Consider the following 18,233-nt stretch of genomic DNA (forward strand, 5'->3'; position numbering starts at 1 on the left):
TGGTGGAAATCAGAGCTAGCAGAAGCAATGATCAATCTCAGAATACTAAGAGCAAACGGAGACTGGGATGAATTTTGGAAAGAGGAAACCCCTCAAAGCGTGGCCGCCTAAATATGAGTACAATTTTTAGTTACACCCTCACAAACAAATTCAAAAATTAGAAGTATGCTGAAATGAAGAATTGGGTTTTTAGCAAAGATAAGTCGTAAAAGGGAAAGCGTTTCATTTATAGAAAATGAAACGCGAGAGACGAGACTTGAACTCGCAACTTCCAGCGTGACAGGCTGGCGCTCTAACCAATTGAACTACTCCCGCATTCAATAAATCTTTTGGGCGCAAAAGGATTTGAACCTATGACCGCCTGTGTGTAAGACAGGTGCTCTACCGCTGAGCTATACGCCCTCATTGAATGACAATAATTTATAGATAAATTGATTTATTCACAAGCAGTTTTTAGATTTTAACGGTTTTTAGTGAAACAAGGGTTTCTACATGAGCTGTTTGGGGAAACATATCAAAAGGCTCTGCGATTTCAATTGTATATTGTTGCTCTGTGAGGAGCTTTAAGTCGCGAGCAAGCGTTGCCGGATCACAAGAAATATAAATTATTTTTTTAGGATTGAGCTCGATGAGGGTGTGAATAAACTCGGGAGCGCATCCTTTTCTTGGAGGATTGACGATAGCTATGTCAATCGGTTCTACCGTTTGAATAAATTGTTCGGCCTCTGCGGCTGTAAAGTGGGCATTTTGAATGCCGTTGATCTTGGCATTTTGCTCGGCATCTTCAATGGCTGCTTTGACACATTCAACTCCAATGACTTTTTTTGCCTTTTGAGCAAAAATGAGGGATAAGGTTCCCACTCCACAATAGGCATCGAGCACTGTTTCATCTCCTTTCAGATCGGCATAAAAAAGGGCTCTTTGATAGAGGGCCTCCGCTTGCAGGGGATTGACTTGGAAAAAGGAGGCCAAAGAGACTTTAAATTGCAGTCCGCAAATCTTATCCGTTATCGAAGGGCTCCCTTCAAGTGTTTTACATTCTTGGCCTAAGATGGTATTTTTATCTGACCGATTGATATTTTGAACGACGCCTTTTATCTCATCCTTTGCAAGAAAGATCTCCCTTGCGATATCGGATAGAAAATCGATTTGCTCGCGGGGGGTAATGAAAGTAACAAGCACTTCATTGGTTTGAAGGGCCGTTTTAATCAATACATAGCTGAGATCTTCTGCACGAATAGGGGATTTTTGAATGGCGTTTTGCACCACTTGAAAAACCTCTTCACCTAGGGGAGTGTGGATATAGCATTTCTCGATGGGAACAATATCGTGCGTTTGTCTAGCAAACAGACCAAGGCGTTTTTCGCGATTCACAGGGAGCTGGATTTTATTGCGATAGTGGAGAGGGAGGGGAGAGGCAGTACATGGGGTTACCAGTGAGCTATCGAGTTTGCCGATGCGCTCAAAGGCATCGATGACTTTTTGGCGTTTCATATCGAGTTGTTGGTCATAGGCGAGATGCATGATTTGGCAGCCGCCACAGTGGCCAAATAAAGGGCAGGGTGGTTCAACTCTGTTTTGAGAGAAGCGCTGCGTATGGATGATGCGGGCACGGGCAAAGGTCTTTCGCACATCATAGAGTTCAACCTCGACCTTTTCCCCGGGAAGAGCGAGATCTACAAATAAAGTATACTGCTCATGGCGCGCGACTCCCTCACCGCTAATCCCAAGTCTTTCAATCTCGACGGAGAATCGATCCCCTTTGTGATATTTCATAAATGCTCTAAAAGTATCGTGTGAATGGCGACATATTTTTTTGAGATGGCAATTTTAATTGCTTTAGACAAAATTTGTTTTTGTCTCAATCTTTTAGAAGAGACATGAGACAAGAGGCATTTGATGCACTCTTCTGAATTATTCCTTGTGGCATCTGCAAAGCATATTTGTAAACAATCATCAAAAGAAGCGCGTGTTGTGATTTCAGAATTTTTCAATAAGAGCTCTACACAGGCAATATGATTATTTTGACAGGCTGTTGTACAAGCCACTTTAAAGTAAAGATCGAAAGTGGGATCACTAAAATCTATCTTTCGTAGTAGGAATTCAAGACATTCAATCCCGCCCGGTTCGGCAGCATACATTAAAGCCGATCCAATGAGATCATCATCACTTTTGTCAAAGGCTTCTAGATGAGTGAAAAGATAAGATAAACAATCGAGTTGCCCTGCTTTAGCTGCAGATAAAATATATTGCTTAATGTAGTCTTTTGTAAACCGATAAGAAAAAGGACTTTTAGCTAAAAGATAGTCAAGATAATCGAGATGGCCATATTGAGTCGCTCTTAATGCCATGTTGTCTAAACAGGATATAGAGAGATGAAATGAAGGGGGCGCAATAGATGATAGAATGGAGTGTAAATGAGGAATATTACCGTTGTCTGCTGATTGTAAACAGAGCTTTTTGAGATCATGGTCATTTAAGAGGATTAGATCTTTGCGTTTTTGAACGACTTGTTCAAAAGAAACGAGGGTGTAATGATGGATATGCCGTTTAAAATCCGCATAAAAAGAATCTGTTTCATCTGAGGGGAATGAGTCTTTTTTTAAGTCATTCATAACTTTGCCAATACGGACTAAACAACTACACCGGAAGAATAAATTTTTCCCTTCATCAGAGGTAGAAGGACTTGGACTTGCAAGCAAATCGATAGAATGATCGATCAATTGTATAAAAGGTGAGCTTCGATCTTTTCCTGTTTCGCTATAAATTCGATCCCAAATCGCACTGTCAATATCGACAATCTCATGAGCTTTTTCCTTAGGAGAGGCTTGAATGATATCTAAAATAAATCGTATGACCCGACTTGAATCAAGGCAAAGATTAACGAGGCACTGATAGGTGCGTAATGAAGCCGGTTCAGCCTGTTTTTCTGCAAAAAAAATCGCAGAATCCATCATAGAGGAGAGAACGTGTCTTGTTAATCTGGGATTTATAGTCTCCGGCAAAATAGAAGAGGTCGTCGTTATCGATGAAACCATATTAATGTATACTTTGGTTTAAAAACTCCCAAGTATTTTCAAGTAAATTCGATTATGAGTCAAATAAAAACGGAGGGAGTTAAGCGCTTAAGTCGTGTTTTTTGAGAGGGCGCTTAATAAAGGGAATCAGGGTTTGGCTAAAGTAGAGATCGGCAGCCATTTGAAACATCTGGCTATAGGTAGGGTAAGAATGCATCAACCGGCTAAAATAGTAGAGTGGGATCTTTTTATTGATTGCAATCGAAAGAGGCGTGAGGAGCTCACCTGCACATCTCCCAACAATCGTAGCTCCTAAAATGCGCCCCGTCCACTTTTTTGTGATGATTTTGATCAATCCAATGGTTTGATCTTGAGTTAAGGCCCGATCGAGATCAGAAAATGGAATTTCATAAATGGCAATCCGGTGGCTACCGTACTGACGCACGGCATCGCTTTCTAATAAACCAATGGAGGCAATTTCAGGATCTGAGAAGATGACATGAGGGATGGGTTGTTTAAGTCCCATTGAGAATCTCAAGGGATAGAAAAAAATATTTTTTACAACTTTTCGCGCTTGAAATTCCCCAACGTGTGTATATAGCCCATGTCCCGTGACGTCACCAATGGCAAAAATATTTTTTTGTGTCGTTCTTCCATAGGAATCAATTTTAATGCCGTTCTCATTGTAATAGACATCGGCATTTTGTAGTCCTATATGGTTCGTGTTAAGAGTGCGTCCAATCGAGATAAGAAGGAGGGATGTTGAAAGTGTAGTGGTATCTTTAAAATGAATGTCCACTTGATTTTGAGCGTTTTGTTGAACTTTATCGATTTCTTTTTCAAGGAGAAAAGAGACCCCCTCATTCTCAAGCTGTTTTTGTAGCAGATCACCAATCAGTGGTTCTTCTTTGGGTAATATACGAGAGGATCGCCCAATGATGGTTACTTTGGATCCAAGGCGCCGAAAAGCTTGCCCCAGTTCAATCGCTGTTTGTCCCGTTCCAATGATGGTCAGTTCGGTAGGGATTTCCGTCAGATTAAAAATAGTGTCACTCGTAAAATATGAAATCGAATCGATTCCTTCTACATCGAGTTTTTTAGAGTGCGATCCCGTTGCTATTATAATAAATCGGGCCGTGACGTTGCGAACACTACCGTCAGGCAACATACAGGAAAGCGTGTGTGGATTGATAAAACTTGCTTTTGCCCTTAAAAAGTGGATGCCGAGTCGATTTAAAGTGGAAACCTCTTCTTGCTCAGCTTTAAGGGAAACAGTCTCTTTAACTTTTTTTAAAACAGCGTGCGAAGAAAAATTAGTGAGTGAATAAGATAAACCTCTTTGAGGAAGTGTCTGTAAGGAGTGAGCGGCACTTGCAATATTGATGAATGTTTTACCGGGGATAGACCCATGATGGGTTCGATTGCCGCCGATTAAATGCTGCTCAATCAAAAGAACGCTTTTCCCGAGCTTAGCTAAGCGCTTGGCACTTGAAAGTCCGGAAGCTCCGGCACCGAGTACAATCGTATGGTAGTCATATTGTGTGCGCAACGGCATTTTGATTTCCATCTTCTTCATTTCGGTGTATATATCCTTTGATGAATAAAATCTACCTATGGGATTAAAAAATCTCCTCTATGAAATAGAGGAGATTTTTTGACGGTTAAGGAATATTGGCTATCACATCGCTGGCCACTTGATCTCCCGGCCGGAGCAGGGAGATTGCAGCTTGGCCTCCGTTCAACTATTGATCTAAACGCGAGGAGGCATTTAAAATTGGGAAAATAAGGAGATCAGTTATGGATTTAGTAGATGTGCTCGATATTAACCCGACATTGATATTAGATGTTCGGTATGCAACCCAAAATAATTTTATGGGTAAAGCTCTCTATTCGCATCCTGTTTGTTTTTTGCGCTCAGAGGTCGCCGAAGCTCTATCCGTTGCTCAGAGCAAATTTCAAGATCGGGGCTTGAGTCTTAAAATTTTTGATGGGTATCGACCCCACTCTATCCAAAAGCAAATGTTTGAGCTATTTTCCAATCCTCTTTACGTAGCTGATCCTCATATCGGCTCAAATCATAATCGGGGAGCTGCAGTTGATGTGACGCTGGTTGATCTCATCACGGAAGAAGAGCTGGAAATGCCAACGGGTTTTGATTACTTTGATTCAAGTGCACATAGTTATTATCCCGATCTCCCTTCCCATGTTCTCAAAAATCGATCGATTCTCCAATATGTGATGGATGAATCGGGATTTAAAGTGCTTCCCGGTGAATGGTGGCATTTTGATTATATTGAGTCTTCAAAATTTCCCATTTTGGATATTTCAATTTCGGATCTGATTGAATCCAAGGTGTATTGATGAAGCGGTTCATTTTTAGTTTGCTCATATTGATCTTCACCTCCTGTGGTGTGTCTCAATTTCAGGAGTTTCAAAGGGAAGGGGAGGCCATTGCAAAAAAGCTCATTGCACTTCTTCAAAAAATTGAGACCAAAGAAGATATGGAAAAGCATTCTTCTAAAATTCGGCTTCAAATTGAAAGGCTGACAGATTTAATGATTCAAGCTAAAAAATTTCAGATGAACCATCGCGGCGGAGTTGATGACCCCATCATTTCAGTTGAAATCACTCATGCGCTTCGCGATGAAATTAAGCGCATTTATCAAATTCCCCATGTCGAGGAAGCAATGCACGATCTTGAGCGCGATAGTTTACATAAACTAGATGCCTTCGATCGCCATATTTCTTATCGTAAACTCAAACCCCACTTTCGTTAATCTCAATTTCTCTATTGAAAGGAGTGTTTTAAAGCCTCTTCAAAGATGCTTTTGTGGCTGATATAATGATTGTGGTCTGTCATGTCGTTTACATGAATGGGAGTGGCTGTGATATAGCCCTGTTTTAAATAGAAGGTGTCCGATTCTTCATGGTCTTCAAAATCTGCGGCTTGTTTTGAAATGAAATATCCCTTGGAGAGTTCGTCTTGGAAAGGATTGTCCATAATATAACTTAAGCCTTGCCGAGCATATTTGATTCCTAAAACACGCTCTTGGGGACAGTCGGGAAAATTGACATTGATCAGCGTTCCTGCGGGCATAGGATAGTCAAAAAAATGGCGCACAATTTGAGGGATAAAACGCGATGCCGTTTCAAAGTCAAATTGCTCTTCATGTGTGCAGGAAAAGGCGATTCCGGGGATTCCGCGAATGGCTCCTTCCATAATCCCTCCAACAGTTCCGCTATAGAGTGCATTGCGTCCTGCATTAGAACCATGATTAATCCCGGAAATGATCATATCGGGTTTGGAATCTAAAATGACACTGAGGCTAAGCTTGACGCAATCAGCCGGTTTTCCTGTGATTTTATATGCGAGGGTATTTTCATCCCACTCGACAGGATCGATTTGAATGGGGCGGTGTAGGGTAAGGCCAATGCCACATCCGGATTGTTCTCTTGCAGGCGCAGCAATTACAATATTGTAGTCTTTTTTTAATGCATGATAGAGCGATTTGAGGCCATCTGCATCGATGCCATCATCATTAATTAATAATATAAATGGTTTACTCATGGCGAATTTCTTCAACTTTATGTTGTGTTGCAAGGGATATCCCCCAAATCATCAATGCGCTTAATGCAAAACTTGGGATTAGCGTTGGGATTGAGATGTCAAGGGCTCGATTCACAAGCGGCCAAAGTGCTGCAACAATTCCTCCGGTTAAGACGCCGCTACATGCGCCATACTTATTGGCTTTCTTGCTGTATAAGCTAAAAATCAATAGGGGGCCAAAGGATGAGCCTAATCCAAACCAAGCATATTCAACAAGGGCAAAAATCGATGAAATTTTATTATATGCGATGCAATAGGCCAAAAGAGAAACAAATAAAATGCTTAATCGAGAAACGAGCAAGATCTCTTTAGAAGATGCTGTCTTGCGTAAAATTCTCTTATATAAATCCTCTGTTAAACTCGAAGCCAGAACGAGGATTTGAGAGTCTGCATGTGTCAGCGTAGCTCCAATAATGGCGCAGAGAATAAATGTCGCTGCAAAGGGGGTGAAAATACTGCGCGTCATTTCAACAAAAATGAGTTGTTTATTCGCAATGCCATCTTTAAAGAAAACAATAGCTACCATTCCAATCAGTGTTGCGCTTGTCATAATCAAGACTTGCCAAGTCATTCCAACATATTTGGAATAGCGGATTTTCTTTACATCTTTAATCCCCATAAATTTGGTAATAATATGGGGTTGTCCAAAATATCCTAGGCCCCAACTCATCATCAAAAATAAAACGGATAAATACCCAATGATTGAATGAGACGGGATCAATCCATCAAAAAAGTGTCTTGTATTCAGTTGTTGAATCACATCATCCATTCCACCTAGACCAAAGGTGGCAATGATTGGAACGGAAAGAATCACTAAGAGCAAGAAAATCCCTTGGAAAAAATCAGTCCAAGCCAGCGTGATATATCCACCAACAAAGAGATAAGGAGTCACAATGAGAACGCCGATAGTGAGTCCAACCCAATACGGCAAGTTAAAGAGGGTTTCCAGTAGGAGGCCAAGCCCATTAAAGCTGGCAGAAATATAGATGGTAAAAAAGAGTAAATTCATCAATGCCGTGATAATGCGGAGTGTTCCGCTCGTATCATGAAAACGGCTCTCAAAAAAAGTGGAAAACGTCATCGCATCGAATTTTTCAGTGGCAACGCGGATTTTGGGCGCAATCAAATGCCAGTTGATAAACATAAAAATAATAAGCCCTAGGGCAAGCCATACATTAGATATTCCGACTGAAAAGAGGATGACAGGATATCCCATAAAGATCCAAGAGCTCATATCACTTGCATGGGCAGCCAAAGCAGTCAACCAAAAATTAAGTCCACGACCCCCGATAATGAAGTCGGCCGAGGTTTGATTCCGTTTATAAGATGCGATGGCAATTCCAATTAAAATGGAAATATAAATAGCGATGGCTGAAAGTTCACTGAGGAGCATGGTTTTTTGACTCAACTAGGGTGTTTTTGCCTTATCTGAGCCGTATACATGAGCAGCTCTGGCGAGATTAGAACGCGCATTGGGAAAGGTCTTTTCCAATAATTGGATCAACTTTTTCACGTCTTTACGCCTTGATGTTTGCCCCACAGGGCATTGGCATGTTATTCTATTAAATCCATATTGTTTAGCGAAGGCTAAAATATCATCTTCAGCGATATAAATCAAAGGGCGAATGATCGTTATTCCGTAGTGGATCATTTCAACCTTTGCCAGATTAGCTGCAAATTCCGCCTTGTGCAAAAGGTTGAGCAGTAGGGTCTCAATGGAGTCTTCCCGGTGATGTCCGAAGGCGATATGAGTTATGTTGCGCTCCTTGGCTGCCTGAAATAAGAGGGAGCGCCGCTCTCTTGAACAGCTATAACACTCAAGTGTCTCAAGCGTTTGAGTTGACTCACAAACAACCAGATCAACTCCAAGCTCTTCGCAAATAGGTTTTAAAAACTGTAGAGAAAGAGAAGATCCGCACGAGTATTCTCCTGCAACATGGATTGCCGTAATGTCGAGTTTATCAAACCCCCGTTCACTTAGGGCTTTTAATAAATAGAGTAGGGTTAAAGAGTCTTTACCGCCACTTAATGCGACAGCGATTTTCGTGTGGCCCTCAAATAGATCAAAATCATAGATTGCTTTGCGCGTCAAACTTTCCAGTTTTTTGCCGAGCTTGGTCCATGGAGGCGTTGCAATAGGAATAATCGGAGCTGTACTTTTTGTTAACATTTTCTTACACTTAGACGTCGAATGTATACCGAAATGAATTGAAGAGTTGGGGTTTTAGCAAAGATGGCGCTTCGAATTTTTATTAGGCTTTAGCCGGCATAATTTTTTGATCCTATTGAAGATAGCTCAAAAAATTATAAATAAAAAGTTGAAGATGCCAGTGAAGATAAAAACCAATTCTTCAATTTATTTCGGTATAGCCATTCTACAGTGTTTTAAGAATTAAAGAAATAGGGGATGTTGTGGAAAGAGTCGGCAGAAATGACCCTTGCCCATGTGGATCAGGGAAAAAGTATAAAAAGTGTTGTGGTCAAGGCGGCCCCAAAAAATTTACTGCAAGCGTTTTGACGGGACAGAAGGCAGGCATGCCTTCAATATTCAATCGGCTTCAAAATGTAACCCAATCGATTATGAGCAGTGCATCTCAAACGGTTGATGTGCAAACTTTAGCGCATAAAGTGACAAAATCGCCTGATAAGTCAACACCCCTACCGGCGACTTCTCACCCGCTATCGCCAACGGAAAATCCTAATCCCCATTCCGATAATTTATAATTTCATAAAAATGATCTTGAGATCAATTTAATGCACATGCTATAACTTTGGCTATCTTGCCTAACAAAAGAAACGAGTCACATTGACCCACGCGTTAAGAGCTCATTTCTAGTTCCACAAGGCGATTTTGCTGGTGTAGCTCAATTGGTAGAGCACCCGACTTGTAATCGGACGGTTGAGGGTTCAATTCCTTTCGCCAGCACATTTTTCCATTATGGATGGGGGTGTCGCATAGCGGCAATTGCAAGGGACTGTAAATCCCTCGACTTCGGTCTCCGCCAGTTCGAGTCTGGCCGCCCCCAATCGTATCCTTGGCAGCTTTCTCCGATTTTTCCCCGCTTCGCCTATCGCGCTATCGCGCTCGGGAAAAAAAATCGAAGAAATCTGCCTAAGGCTCCAATCGGGGGTAAACTCCCATTTCACGCTGAAAAAAGGTTTTTTGTATGTTTGATTCGCGTATTTATCCAGTTAGTTTAGATCAGGATATTTTTGGGGGACATTCAAGAGTTGATTTGCGTATTTATCCATTGGATAAAATTAGTTTAGGTGAAGGTATTTTGGGGGGACATTCAAGGGTTGAGTTGTTAGCTCAGAAAGTCCAATTGGTTTGGGGGCTAATCTATGATGTTACGATTGGCAGCCTTTGTAAAGTAGTTCATATCATTCGAAGTGCTATAGGATCTGTTGTTCGTGATGCATTCTTTTTTCCTATGAAATGGTCTTTGATTGCAAATAGCCAAGCAGTTCAAGATCAATTATTGCTTGAGGAAAATTATTGCTCTGATTTTTGGGATCCGACAAAACCTTTAGACCCTAGTCTAAACCTACATGCAGAAATCCGAGAGAATTTTGCCATTCCCGAAGATTTGGTTATTCCAATTCGGTTAAAGGACGGAAGGTCTGTAGAAATTACCTGTCAAGTGATACAAACCAAAGAGAGTGGCGATAGTTTTTACAATTTTGCCCACATTCCGGGGATCTACACAACAATTTATAATAACATTGGAACAATCCACCCATATCTTGCTGCTTACTTAAAAAGCCATAATGAAGCAGAGTCACTGCCTCCTGCCCGGTTCATCATGATCAGTGAAAATAATCTTAATTTCAAACCTGCGACTTTAGATGAGGCCGGTTTCGTTCTGTTAGAAACATTGAAAGCTCTGAAGGAAAGATTTGGTGAATTGGATCAACTAGTTGCTCATTCATTGGGCAATATTTTTCTGGCGAATGCTTTAAAACAAATGGATGATCCCACACCTTTGCCAAAACATATTTGTTTAGATCGGGGTCCGACTTCAATTTGGGAAGCAAGCAAGAAATATTTTTTTGGAATGGGTCGATTGATCTATGTGCTAGCACAATGTGGAGAATGGGCTTCAGATATAGAACAAGATATCATTGATTTTTATCAAACATGGGAAAAAAGGCCCTCTTTACTCATTACGGGTGTAAGGCAGGATCACTATTTCTCTGGTGAGGCAAATTTATGTCTTGGAGAAAAAATCAAAAAAATTGACGGTATCGAGTTTTTGGTTTTTGATCCTCCAAGGCAACTGATTCATCAAGCTGCTCAGCATAATTTAAAGTCCGATTTTTTCAATTCCCGCTATCTCACTGTACATTCTGAACTCATGAAACCTTTGGAAAATTTGTCAGAAACTATAATTCGCCGTTCTCTTCCGATAACGGAAGCTCATCGGTGCAGTGCTTAAGCCCGCACTTCTCACAAATTTGAGCCCTCCTCATCCGCACCTGTTCAGCTATCTTCCCGATAGTGCTTGTCACCAATATCTTGAGGATATTGGCTCTTCGCACTATCGAAAATCTAAAAGGAACAAAATTTATGAAATCACTTTTGATAACCCTCCTTCTCCTCTTCTCTGCCGGCTCCCTTGCCGCTGCCAATGAATTCTCCCCAACTTCAATTGAAAATTTTCAACTAACTGACTCTCAAACCCCTCTTGCCATACAAAATTATTCTTATGGCTATTTTAAATTGGGTTCTTCCCTTGTCTCCCCCGCAGTCGGCCTGGGAGGTCGCTTCCGCTCATTTGGCTCAACACGCGGTAATGATCTGTCGATAAGTCTACAGACACCTCTACTTCAAGTCGTTTGCTTCTCGGAAAGATACACCCGACTATTCTACAAAACCCCGGACCAGTTCTCAAGCTACTTCGGTTTAGCATTCGAAGCGATTATTCCGGTGAATTTTGACAGTAAATTTCTAGTTGTCCCAAACGTGGCCCTCATTTGGGGAAAAGAACGCAATAAAATCAGACATAGCCAACTGGAACTCAATTTACTTCCGATTGCTGCCCTGGCCACTGCTTTCCCGGGAGTTTTTCAACATCGCAACGACATGTTAGACGTTATTGCAATAATGCTAGCCGGTGCTTGCGTTACCTATACCGTTGCATTTTGAACGGAGGCCAAGCGGCCCAATCATTAATAGCCAATATTCCTTGACCGTCAAAAAATCTCCTCCCATTCATGGAGGGGATTTTTTAATGTCCTGTACTGAGAAGACAGCAAGGACACACTGCTGTGGTAAAACTATTTATTTTTCATGATGTAGCTCTTTCGTGAAAGAGGGCGTCTAAGGTAACTGATTGATTGACAAGATGGATTGAGTAGGAGTTTTCCTTTAATCCATAGGGGGTGATAAAGGTTACAAATAGCGTTTTGCGCGTCCCTGTTTTCTCGCGAAACAGTATTTTTTTTCGCTCGATGTCATCAGCAACCTTTTTTGTAATTGTAAATTCCTCTGAGCAGAACTTCATTTCACAAAGATGGACGCATTGATCGTCTCTATCGATAATGAGATCGATCTCTGCTCCCGATTCTCCCTTGTGGGGGTGATGTTGCCAATGGCTCACCCGCGTCCCGATTCCGCTAATTCCAAGAGCTTGCTTGATTCCCGCAATGTGCTTCAGGCAGATTGTTTCAAATGCATGCCCTGCCCACTGGTGCCAGTGGGGTGTCTGATACTTCTTATGCCAATAATCGGGATCTGAAAGATAGGGCATCCCACTCCTTATGCTCTCAATCCATGCAAGATAAAAGAGGGAATACTCATCGATAAGCCGAAAAATCTTTTCCTTCTCCTTTTTTCCAAATGCCGGCATGCTCATGATAAAACCCGCCTCCTCGAGTTCTTCAAGAGTTGTCGAAGAGCGCCCCCCGGAAGGGAGTCCTGTCGTTTCGAGCAGTGCCGATTGGGTCATCCCATGCGGATGCTTTGCAAGCTCTCTCACAATTGCAATATGCTTGTTCGGTGAATCAAAGAGCGATTCATAAAGCTTAGGAAATTCAGAACAGAGATATCCGGTGGATGTAAAACAGGTCTCATTGATGATCTGCGCAACCGATATCCCCTTAGGCAAACCCGAGAGATATTTCGCAACACCCCCAAATGCCATGTAAAGTTCCACAAGCTGCTTACGTTCAAATGCGATACCTTGGCTAATCAAATAGCCTTCAACCTCGGACAGGGTAAATGGTGCTATAGGGATCAACTTGCTCAGGCGATTGTGCAATCCCCCCTTGCCTTTAATTATCTTTTGAATGATCCAATGGGCTGCCGATCCGCAGACGATTAATAGAACATTCTCCATATTGCAAAGGTGCCGGTTCCAAGCATATTCCAGTGCGGTTAAGAAACCCGATTTCGGAGAGGCAAGCCACGGAATCTCATCAAAAAATAGGATGATTTTTTTGTCCGATGGAAGTGTCTTGATCTTTTTAATAAGAAAATGAAGTGCCTCTCCCCAATCAGAAATCGACTCATCAACCGGAAATAAGGAGTCCACTTCTCGGATAAAGCTCTTAATCTGCTGAGATTTAGATGCTTTATGACTTCCCGTCACCTCAAGGTAAAATCCTCTATTCTTGCAAAATTCATGGATTAGATAGGTCTTCCCAATCCGTCGTCTTCCGTAAACAGCTAAGAATTCGGCTTTTGGGGATTTTAAAAGCTCTTCTAATATGATTTTTTCCTTACGGCGTCCGATAAGCATAGATCATTCCTTTTTAAAAAGGATAGAATAATTGATAAATGGCGAAAAGTCAAATTTTTTACTTGATTTCGCCATATATATGATCATAAACAGCGAAAAGCCTTTAAAAAATGCACATTTCGCCATTTTAACAACTTAAAGTGGCGTAATCGCGATTTTACGGTTGTAAATCATTTCCATTTCGGCGACTGTGGGAAACGACTCGTATAAAAAAAAGATTGCCCTCCCATTTCCTTTTTTGCTACAATGACCGATATTTTCTTATCTCAAATTGAGTCGAAGGAGCTCAAAAAACCATGAATAGATCTTTTTTCTTATTGGTTTTATCTACTCTATCCTTTTCTTATTTCCATCATCATCATTGCTAGTTTCTAGCAAATCCTTATTTTTTTTTTAATCTAATCCCTTTAGGGCATTAGGTCTTTTTTTATTATTTTAGCTTTTAGGTGTTTATATGAAAAAACGTCGCATTTTTTTATCTATTTTATTTGTCTTTTTTGGTTTTATTTTTGCAAATGGCTCAGAACAAAAGCCCTTTATTGTCGGCATGACAAGTGGCTATGCTCCATTTGTCAGCTTAAATGAAAAAGGAGAATATGAGGGCTTTGATATCGATTTTGCTCAAGCCTTAGCTGAAAAGCTCAATCGCCCCCTCGTTCTTAAGGACTGCGGGAGCATGTCGAGTCTAATGCTCTCCCTCCAACAAAAGAAAATCGATGCCATTATCTGGGGCATCTCAATTACCAAGGAGCGTTCTAAGAACTTCGATCTTGTTTATTATCAAGGAGAAAAGGTTCTTGAAATGCCATTTATTTTCTGGAAAGAAATTCCTGATGGGATTCAAATAATTGATGATCTGGCTCGCAATCAAAAAAAACCAATTTGCTTAGAAGCAGGATCGTATCAAGATGGTGTTATCTCGAAATACCCCGCAATTCAAACGAAGTATTTCGATAAAGTCACAGATGCCATTCTTGAAGTACGATATGGCAAATCCCTTGCAGCTTGTATCGATCCCTCACTTGTCTCCCGTTTTACAAAAGAGTTTTCTGAGATCAGGGTTTGCTTTCTTCCCCTTGAAGCAGGCGATCAAGCGCTTGGAAATGGGGTCTGTCTCAGTAAATCCAACCCTGAATTAACTTACTCAATCACCTTAGCCGTCAAGGAACTCCAAAGGGAGGGGAAAATTGCCGAGATTGAAGAAAAATGGGGGCTAAAATGACATACAATATCGATTTGATTTTAAATTCCCTTCCTCTTTTATTAAAGGGAGCTTTTGTTACCCTTAAAGTTCTGATCACCTCAGCAATGCTCAGCTTATCAGTGGGAACGCTTTGTGGAATACTCTCGTGTCGACAGGTGAAAATTCCTGTTGTCACTATATTGATCCAAGTCATCACTTTTATGCTCAGAGGGGTCCCTTTTTTCGTTCAGCTTCTCATCGTTTATTTTGTTCTCCCCGATCTGATATCACTCGATATTGATGGGCTGAGTGCTTCAGTGATTGCCTTGGGATTTTGCTCATCGGGATATGTTGCTCAAATCATTCGAGGAGTGCTCAATGCCATTCCCACTGAGCAATGGGAGTGTGCTACTTCTCTTGGATTCTCAAAGAAAAAAGCCCTTTGTTCTCTTATTTTACCCCAAGCATTTCGCATGGCATTGCCTATGCTCAATAATGAGCTTGATGCCCTTCTGAAGAGTACAGCGATCATCTCTTCCATTGGAATACTTGAACTCACCCGAGTTGGGATGAATATCGTGTCTAGGCAAATGCATCCCGTTCCTATCTACCTACTACTTGCGGCAATCTATCTTTTGATGTCGCTTATAATAAAGGGAATAACCAATATTTTAGAGAGGAACTACCGCTATGTTAACAATTAATCAATTAAGTTTATCAAAGGGAAAGCAATCCATTTTAAGTAATCTATCCTGTGAAATCAAGGCGGGAACCATTACCGTTCTCGTTGGGAAAAGCGGATCGGGGAAAAGCACGCTCCTCCGCACAATCGCACATCTCGAACAAGACTATCAAGGGGAAATTATCTTTGAAGGAATAGATATAAAAAGTTTTTCTTTAAAGGAAAGGGTGCAAAAAATCGGTTTTGTTCCCCAATCTTTCTCCCTTTTTCCTCAATTAAGCGTTTTTGAAAATTGTCTTCTACCCCTTCTCAATCTCAAACGCCAATCCCGGCATATGGCAAAGCAAGAGGTTATGAAGATGCTCGAATCTCTCGATATTTTACCCCTTTGTCAGGCTAAACCTCACCAACTCTCCGGAGGTCAGCGCCAACGCGTAGCCCTTGCGCGAGCCCTCTTACTTAGCCCCTCTTTACTTTTACTTGATGAGCCGACATCCGCCCTTGATCAGGAAAATATCTTTAATTTCTCACAACTTCTCCTTAATTTAAAAGAAATCGAAGGAAAAAGTTTCTTGATTGCAACGCATGATTTAGCTTTTGCAGAATCATTGTTTGGCCATCTTATCAAGATGAAAAACGGGGGATTTGCTTGCGCTTAAATGCGAGATCTTGGCGAACCAAATACTGAGCTCGACTTTGTACATTTTTTGGCGCGATTTTCACAATCTTTTGACATACAATCGGTTACTAATTCCTGTAATGGCGTGTTCAAGCCGATTGTAGGAATTAGTAACCGATTGTATGTCAAAATCTTGCAAAACTTGCGTCCAAAAAATGTACAAAGTCGAGCTGAGAAGAAGATTAGGTAGGCTAAAATTGCTTTATTCTAATATATTGGTAAAACTATTTTCATGTCTGATGTTAGGAGGGTCATGAATATTCCAATGAAAACGATCGGTTTATTAGGCGGAACCGGCTGGTCATCAACGATTGGATATTATACGCTCTTAAATCAGTTAATGCATGCGCGGCTTGGGGGGCATCACAGCGCCAAGATTATACTAAAAAGTATTGATTATCAGTATCTTTGGAGTAGTTATGGTAATGATCGGGAAGCCTCTCGGCTTTTGGAAGAAGAGCTTGTTGGTTTAATAGCCATGCGACCTGATTGCATCATCATTTGCTGTAATACACTACATAAATATTATGACATGATTAAGGATAGGCTTAACGCTTCCATTCCGGTAATGCATGCTGTTGATTTGGTTGCACAACATGCTAAGAACCTGGGCTATGAAAAAGTGCTTCTCCTAGCGACTAAATTCACAATGGAAGATGGTTTTTTTGCGGATAAACTTAAGAATAGCGGAATAGGTGTTGTGATTCCCACTGAGGAAGAGCGTCATATTTTGCATGCTATTCATGATCAATTAATGATCAATAAGATCACGGCGGAAGCTCGAGAGTATTGTCGAATGTTGATTCTTCGGTATCATGATTTAGATGCTGTGGTTCTTGGGTGTACGGAATATCCTCTGGTTGTAGATGAGGTAAACTCCATCTTACCGATTATCAATCCTGTCCATCTTCAGACAGCTTCTGCAGTTGACTATGCTTTATGATGATTTTTGACTTACTCACATTCTGTGGTATTATTGGGCTATTAGTTGCTATTGGCATCTACAAATCGAAAACGATACAATCTGAATCAGCCTATCTATTTGCGGAAAGAAAAACTAAATGGGCCGCCTTAACAGCTACTCTTGTCATGACAGAGTTTAATAGCGCAACACTCATTTCATTCTCATCTCTTGGGTATACTGCAGGGTTTTGGGCACTTGCTCTTCCATTTATTTTTCTATTCGGATTGATATTTTATGCTTTAACAGTAGCGAAAAAATGGAAAGCATTTGATGGTTTATCGGTGGCAGGTTTTTTCAGTCAACGTTATGGGGAAAAACTGGGGATTTATGCCGGCATTTTATTGCTTTTAGCGATGCTCGGCTTTAGCGCAGCATATATCAAATCGCTCATTCTCTTATTTCAACCCATTTTTCCTTCGGTTAATCCATGGATACTGAGCGCCGCTCTTCTTGCGGTTATTTTTATCATGAGCTTGCGAGGGGGATTGATTGCGATTATCCGTACGGATATGCTTAGTTTAATTTTGATGTTGGTGTTTTTTCCCTTAATGGCTTTTTTTATGTGGAAAGCGCCCGCTCTTTCAGGCATTTCTTCTCCCGTTTCTCTTTCTTTAGCTCAGAGTCAAGAAATATTGCCTTTGCGTTTTATTTTTTCTTTAACCATTTTGACCATGTTCACCTACATTCTTGCACCCTGGTACGGCCAGAAGATATTTGCAGCTAAGTCGCCGAAAGTAGCTTATTGGGCAGTTATTACTGCGGCAATCCTGGTCTTTTTTCTTTATGGAGCAGCTATTTTCGCAACGGCGTTATTTAGATCTAAAGGATTTGAAAGTCCCTCTCCGGAGCAAGCTTTGCCCTGTCTCATCGATCGTTGCCTTCCCTTAGGCTTTAAGGGGATTGCTTATGCTCTTCTTTTTGCAACTTCGGCAACAACGCTAACCGGTGTATGGAGCGCAATGTCTGCGATGTGGATTGGGGATTTTTTAAAACCCCGATCTGACTCAATCTTGATAGGTTGTAGGCGCAGTATTTTGGTTACAACCGTTTTTGCAGCCATTTCTTTTCTGTTGGCCAATACCCTCATCGATAGTGTTTTCAATAAACTTATTTTGGCAAATATTCCTGTAGCGGCGCTTTCATTTGGGCTGCTTGCAGGTTTTTACTGGAAGCAAGCATCCTTGCAGGGAGTTTATTTAAGTATTTTAATGGGGTGTCTTTGCGGGGTGGGATCTTATTGTATTTTTAAAGAAGAGGGGGGATATACTTGGTATTGGGCTATTTATGGTATTCCCCTCACGTTTCTGGTTGGAATCTTAGGTTCTCTATTTTCTCGCAAAACCGTAACAACCTGAGTT

17 protein-coding genes and 4 tRNA genes are annotated in these 18,233 nt (G+C 41.1%); 12 read left to right on the top strand and 9 right to left on the bottom strand.

Going from position 1 to position 18,233, the window contains the following annotated elements:
* Positions 1-241 precede the first annotated feature (241 nt).
* From K9M07_04570 to K9M07_04590, 5 genes are all read right to left on the bottom strand, one after another.
* A tRNA-Asp gene (locus K9M07_04570) sits at positions 242-315 on the bottom strand.
* Positions 316-330: 15 nt separating this feature from the next.
* Positions 331-402: transfer RNA gene (locus K9M07_04575), tRNA-Val, on the bottom strand.
* A gap of 51 nt (positions 403-453) precedes the next feature.
* Positions 454-1,776: a 23S rRNA (uracil(1939)-C(5))-methyltransferase RlmD gene (gene rlmD, locus K9M07_04580; protein MCF7852499.1), complete on the bottom strand. Its 1,323-nt coding sequence runs from the start codon at positions 1,774-1,776 to the stop codon at positions 454-456.
* On the bottom strand, positions 1,773-3,038 hold the full coding sequence (locus K9M07_04585; GenBank protein ID MCF7852500.1) for an ankyrin repeat domain-containing protein: 1,266 nt from the start codon (positions 3,036-3,038) through the stop codon (positions 1,773-1,775). Before K9M07_04585 ends, rlmD begins: the two co-directional genes overlap by 4 nt.
* 79 nt (positions 3,039-3,117) lie before the next feature.
* A complete protein-coding gene (locus tag K9M07_04590; protein ID MCF7852501.1) occupies positions 3,118-4,593 on the bottom strand; it encodes an NAD(P)/FAD-dependent oxidoreductase in 1,476 nt (491 codons plus the stop codon).
* A 221-nt stretch (positions 4,594-4,814) separates the two neighbouring features.
* On the opposite strand from K9M07_04590, the gene K9M07_04595 reads away from it, so the two are divergent.
* Together K9M07_04595 and K9M07_04600 are read left to right on the top strand one after the other, a co-directional pair.
* Positions 4,815-5,378: a M15 family metallopeptidase gene (locus K9M07_04595; GenBank protein MCF7852502.1), complete on the top strand. Its 564-nt coding sequence runs from the start codon at positions 4,815-4,817 to the stop codon at positions 5,376-5,378.
* Positions 5,378-5,794 (top strand): hypothetical protein, encoded by a 417-nt coding sequence (locus K9M07_04600; GenBank protein ID MCF7852503.1) that lies wholly within the window; start codon positions 5,378-5,380, stop codon positions 5,792-5,794. The genes K9M07_04595 and K9M07_04600 overlap by 1 nt, the downstream gene beginning before the upstream one ends.
* A gap of 11 nt (positions 5,795-5,805) precedes the next feature.
* On the opposite strand, the gene surE is transcribed toward K9M07_04600, so the two are convergent.
* The 3 genes from surE to K9M07_04615 are packed head-to-tail and all read right to left on the bottom strand — an operon-like array spanning position 5,806 to position 8,794.
* On the bottom strand, positions 5,806-6,585 hold the full coding sequence (gene surE, locus K9M07_04605; protein ID MCF7852504.1) for a 5'/3'-nucleotidase SurE: 780 nt from the start codon (positions 6,583-6,585) through the stop codon (positions 5,806-5,808).
* A complete protein-coding gene (locus K9M07_04610; protein ID MCF7852505.1) occupies positions 6,578-8,017 on the bottom strand; it encodes a sodium/proline symporter in 1,440 nt (479 codons plus the stop codon). Before K9M07_04610 ends, surE begins: the two co-directional genes overlap by 8 nt.
* Before the next feature lie 15 nt (positions 8,018-8,032).
* Positions 8,033-8,794, bottom strand: a complete 762-nt coding sequence (locus K9M07_04615; GenBank protein MCF7852506.1) for a tRNA 2-thiocytidine biosynthesis protein TtcA — start codon at positions 8,792-8,794, stop codon at positions 8,033-8,035.
* 230 nt (positions 8,795-9,024) lie between these two features.
* On the opposite strand from K9M07_04615, the gene K9M07_04620 reads away from it, so the two are divergent.
* The 5 genes from K9M07_04620 (at position 9,025) to K9M07_04640 (ending at position 11,773) form a co-directional block, all read left to right on the top strand.
* Positions 9,025-9,348 carry an SEC-C domain-containing protein gene (locus K9M07_04620; GenBank protein MCF7852507.1) on the top strand — a complete coding sequence of 108 codons (324 nt, stop codon included), beginning with the start codon at positions 9,025-9,027 and terminating at the stop codon, positions 9,346-9,348.
* A 129-nt stretch (positions 9,349-9,477) separates the two neighbouring features.
* Positions 9,478-9,550 (top strand) — tRNA-Thr (locus tag K9M07_04625).
* Between the two features lie 18 nt (positions 9,551-9,568).
* Positions 9,569-9,650: transfer RNA gene (locus K9M07_04630), tRNA-Tyr, on the top strand.
* 141 nt (positions 9,651-9,791) lie between these two features.
* Complete coding sequence (locus tag K9M07_04635) at positions 9,792-11,063, top strand: hypothetical protein (GenBank protein MCF7852508.1); 1,272 nt, start codon at positions 9,792-9,794, stop codon at positions 11,061-11,063.
* A 131-nt stretch (positions 11,064-11,194) separates the two neighbouring features.
* The gene (locus K9M07_04640) at positions 11,195-11,773 is read left to right on the top strand and encodes a hypothetical protein (protein MCF7852509.1); all 579 of its coding nucleotides are present in this window, start codon (positions 11,195-11,197) and stop codon (positions 11,771-11,773) included.
* Between the two features lie 142 nt (positions 11,774-11,915).
* Here K9M07_04640 and K9M07_04645 read toward each other — a convergent pair whose 3' ends face one another.
* Entirely contained in the window at positions 11,916-13,367 is a 1,452-nt protein-coding gene (locus K9M07_04645) for an AAA family ATPase (protein ID MCF7852510.1), read from the bottom strand.
* Positions 13,368-13,821: 454 nt separating this feature from the next.
* Between K9M07_04645 and K9M07_04650 the strand changes: the two genes are divergently transcribed.
* The 5 genes from K9M07_04650 to K9M07_04670 all read left to right on the top strand — a co-directional run bounded on the left by K9M07_04650 (position 13,822) and on the right by K9M07_04670 (position 18,230).
* Positions 13,822-14,589, top strand: a complete 768-nt coding sequence (locus K9M07_04650; protein ID MCF7852511.1) for a transporter substrate-binding domain-containing protein — start codon at positions 13,822-13,824, stop codon at positions 14,587-14,589.
* On the top strand, positions 14,586-15,254 hold the full coding sequence (locus tag K9M07_04655; GenBank protein MCF7852512.1) for an amino acid ABC transporter permease: 669 nt from the start codon (positions 14,586-14,588) through the stop codon (positions 15,252-15,254). The genes K9M07_04650 and K9M07_04655 overlap by 4 nt, the downstream gene beginning before the upstream one ends.
* Complete coding sequence (locus tag K9M07_04660; GenBank protein ID MCF7852513.1) at positions 15,241-15,891, top strand: ATP-binding cassette domain-containing protein; 651 nt, start codon at positions 15,241-15,243, stop codon at positions 15,889-15,891. The genes K9M07_04655 and K9M07_04660 overlap by 14 nt, the downstream gene beginning before the upstream one ends.
* A 273-nt stretch (positions 15,892-16,164) precedes the next feature.
* Positions 16,165-16,854, top strand: coding sequence for an amino acid racemase (locus tag K9M07_04665; protein MCF7852514.1), 690 nt, complete (start codon positions 16,165-16,167; stop codon positions 16,852-16,854).
* Positions 16,851-18,230 carry a hypothetical protein gene (locus K9M07_04670; protein MCF7852515.1) on the top strand — a complete coding sequence of 460 codons (1,380 nt, stop codon included), beginning with the start codon at positions 16,851-16,853 and terminating at the stop codon, positions 18,228-18,230. Before K9M07_04665 ends, K9M07_04670 begins: the two co-directional genes overlap by 4 nt.
* Positions 18,231-18,233: the final 3 nt, after the last annotated feature.

The sequence above is a fragment of the Simkaniaceae bacterium genome (assembly GCA_021734805.1).
In the GTDB taxonomy this organism is placed as follows: Bacteria; Chlamydiota; Chlamydiia; order Chlamydiales; family JACRBE01; genus Amphritriteisimkania.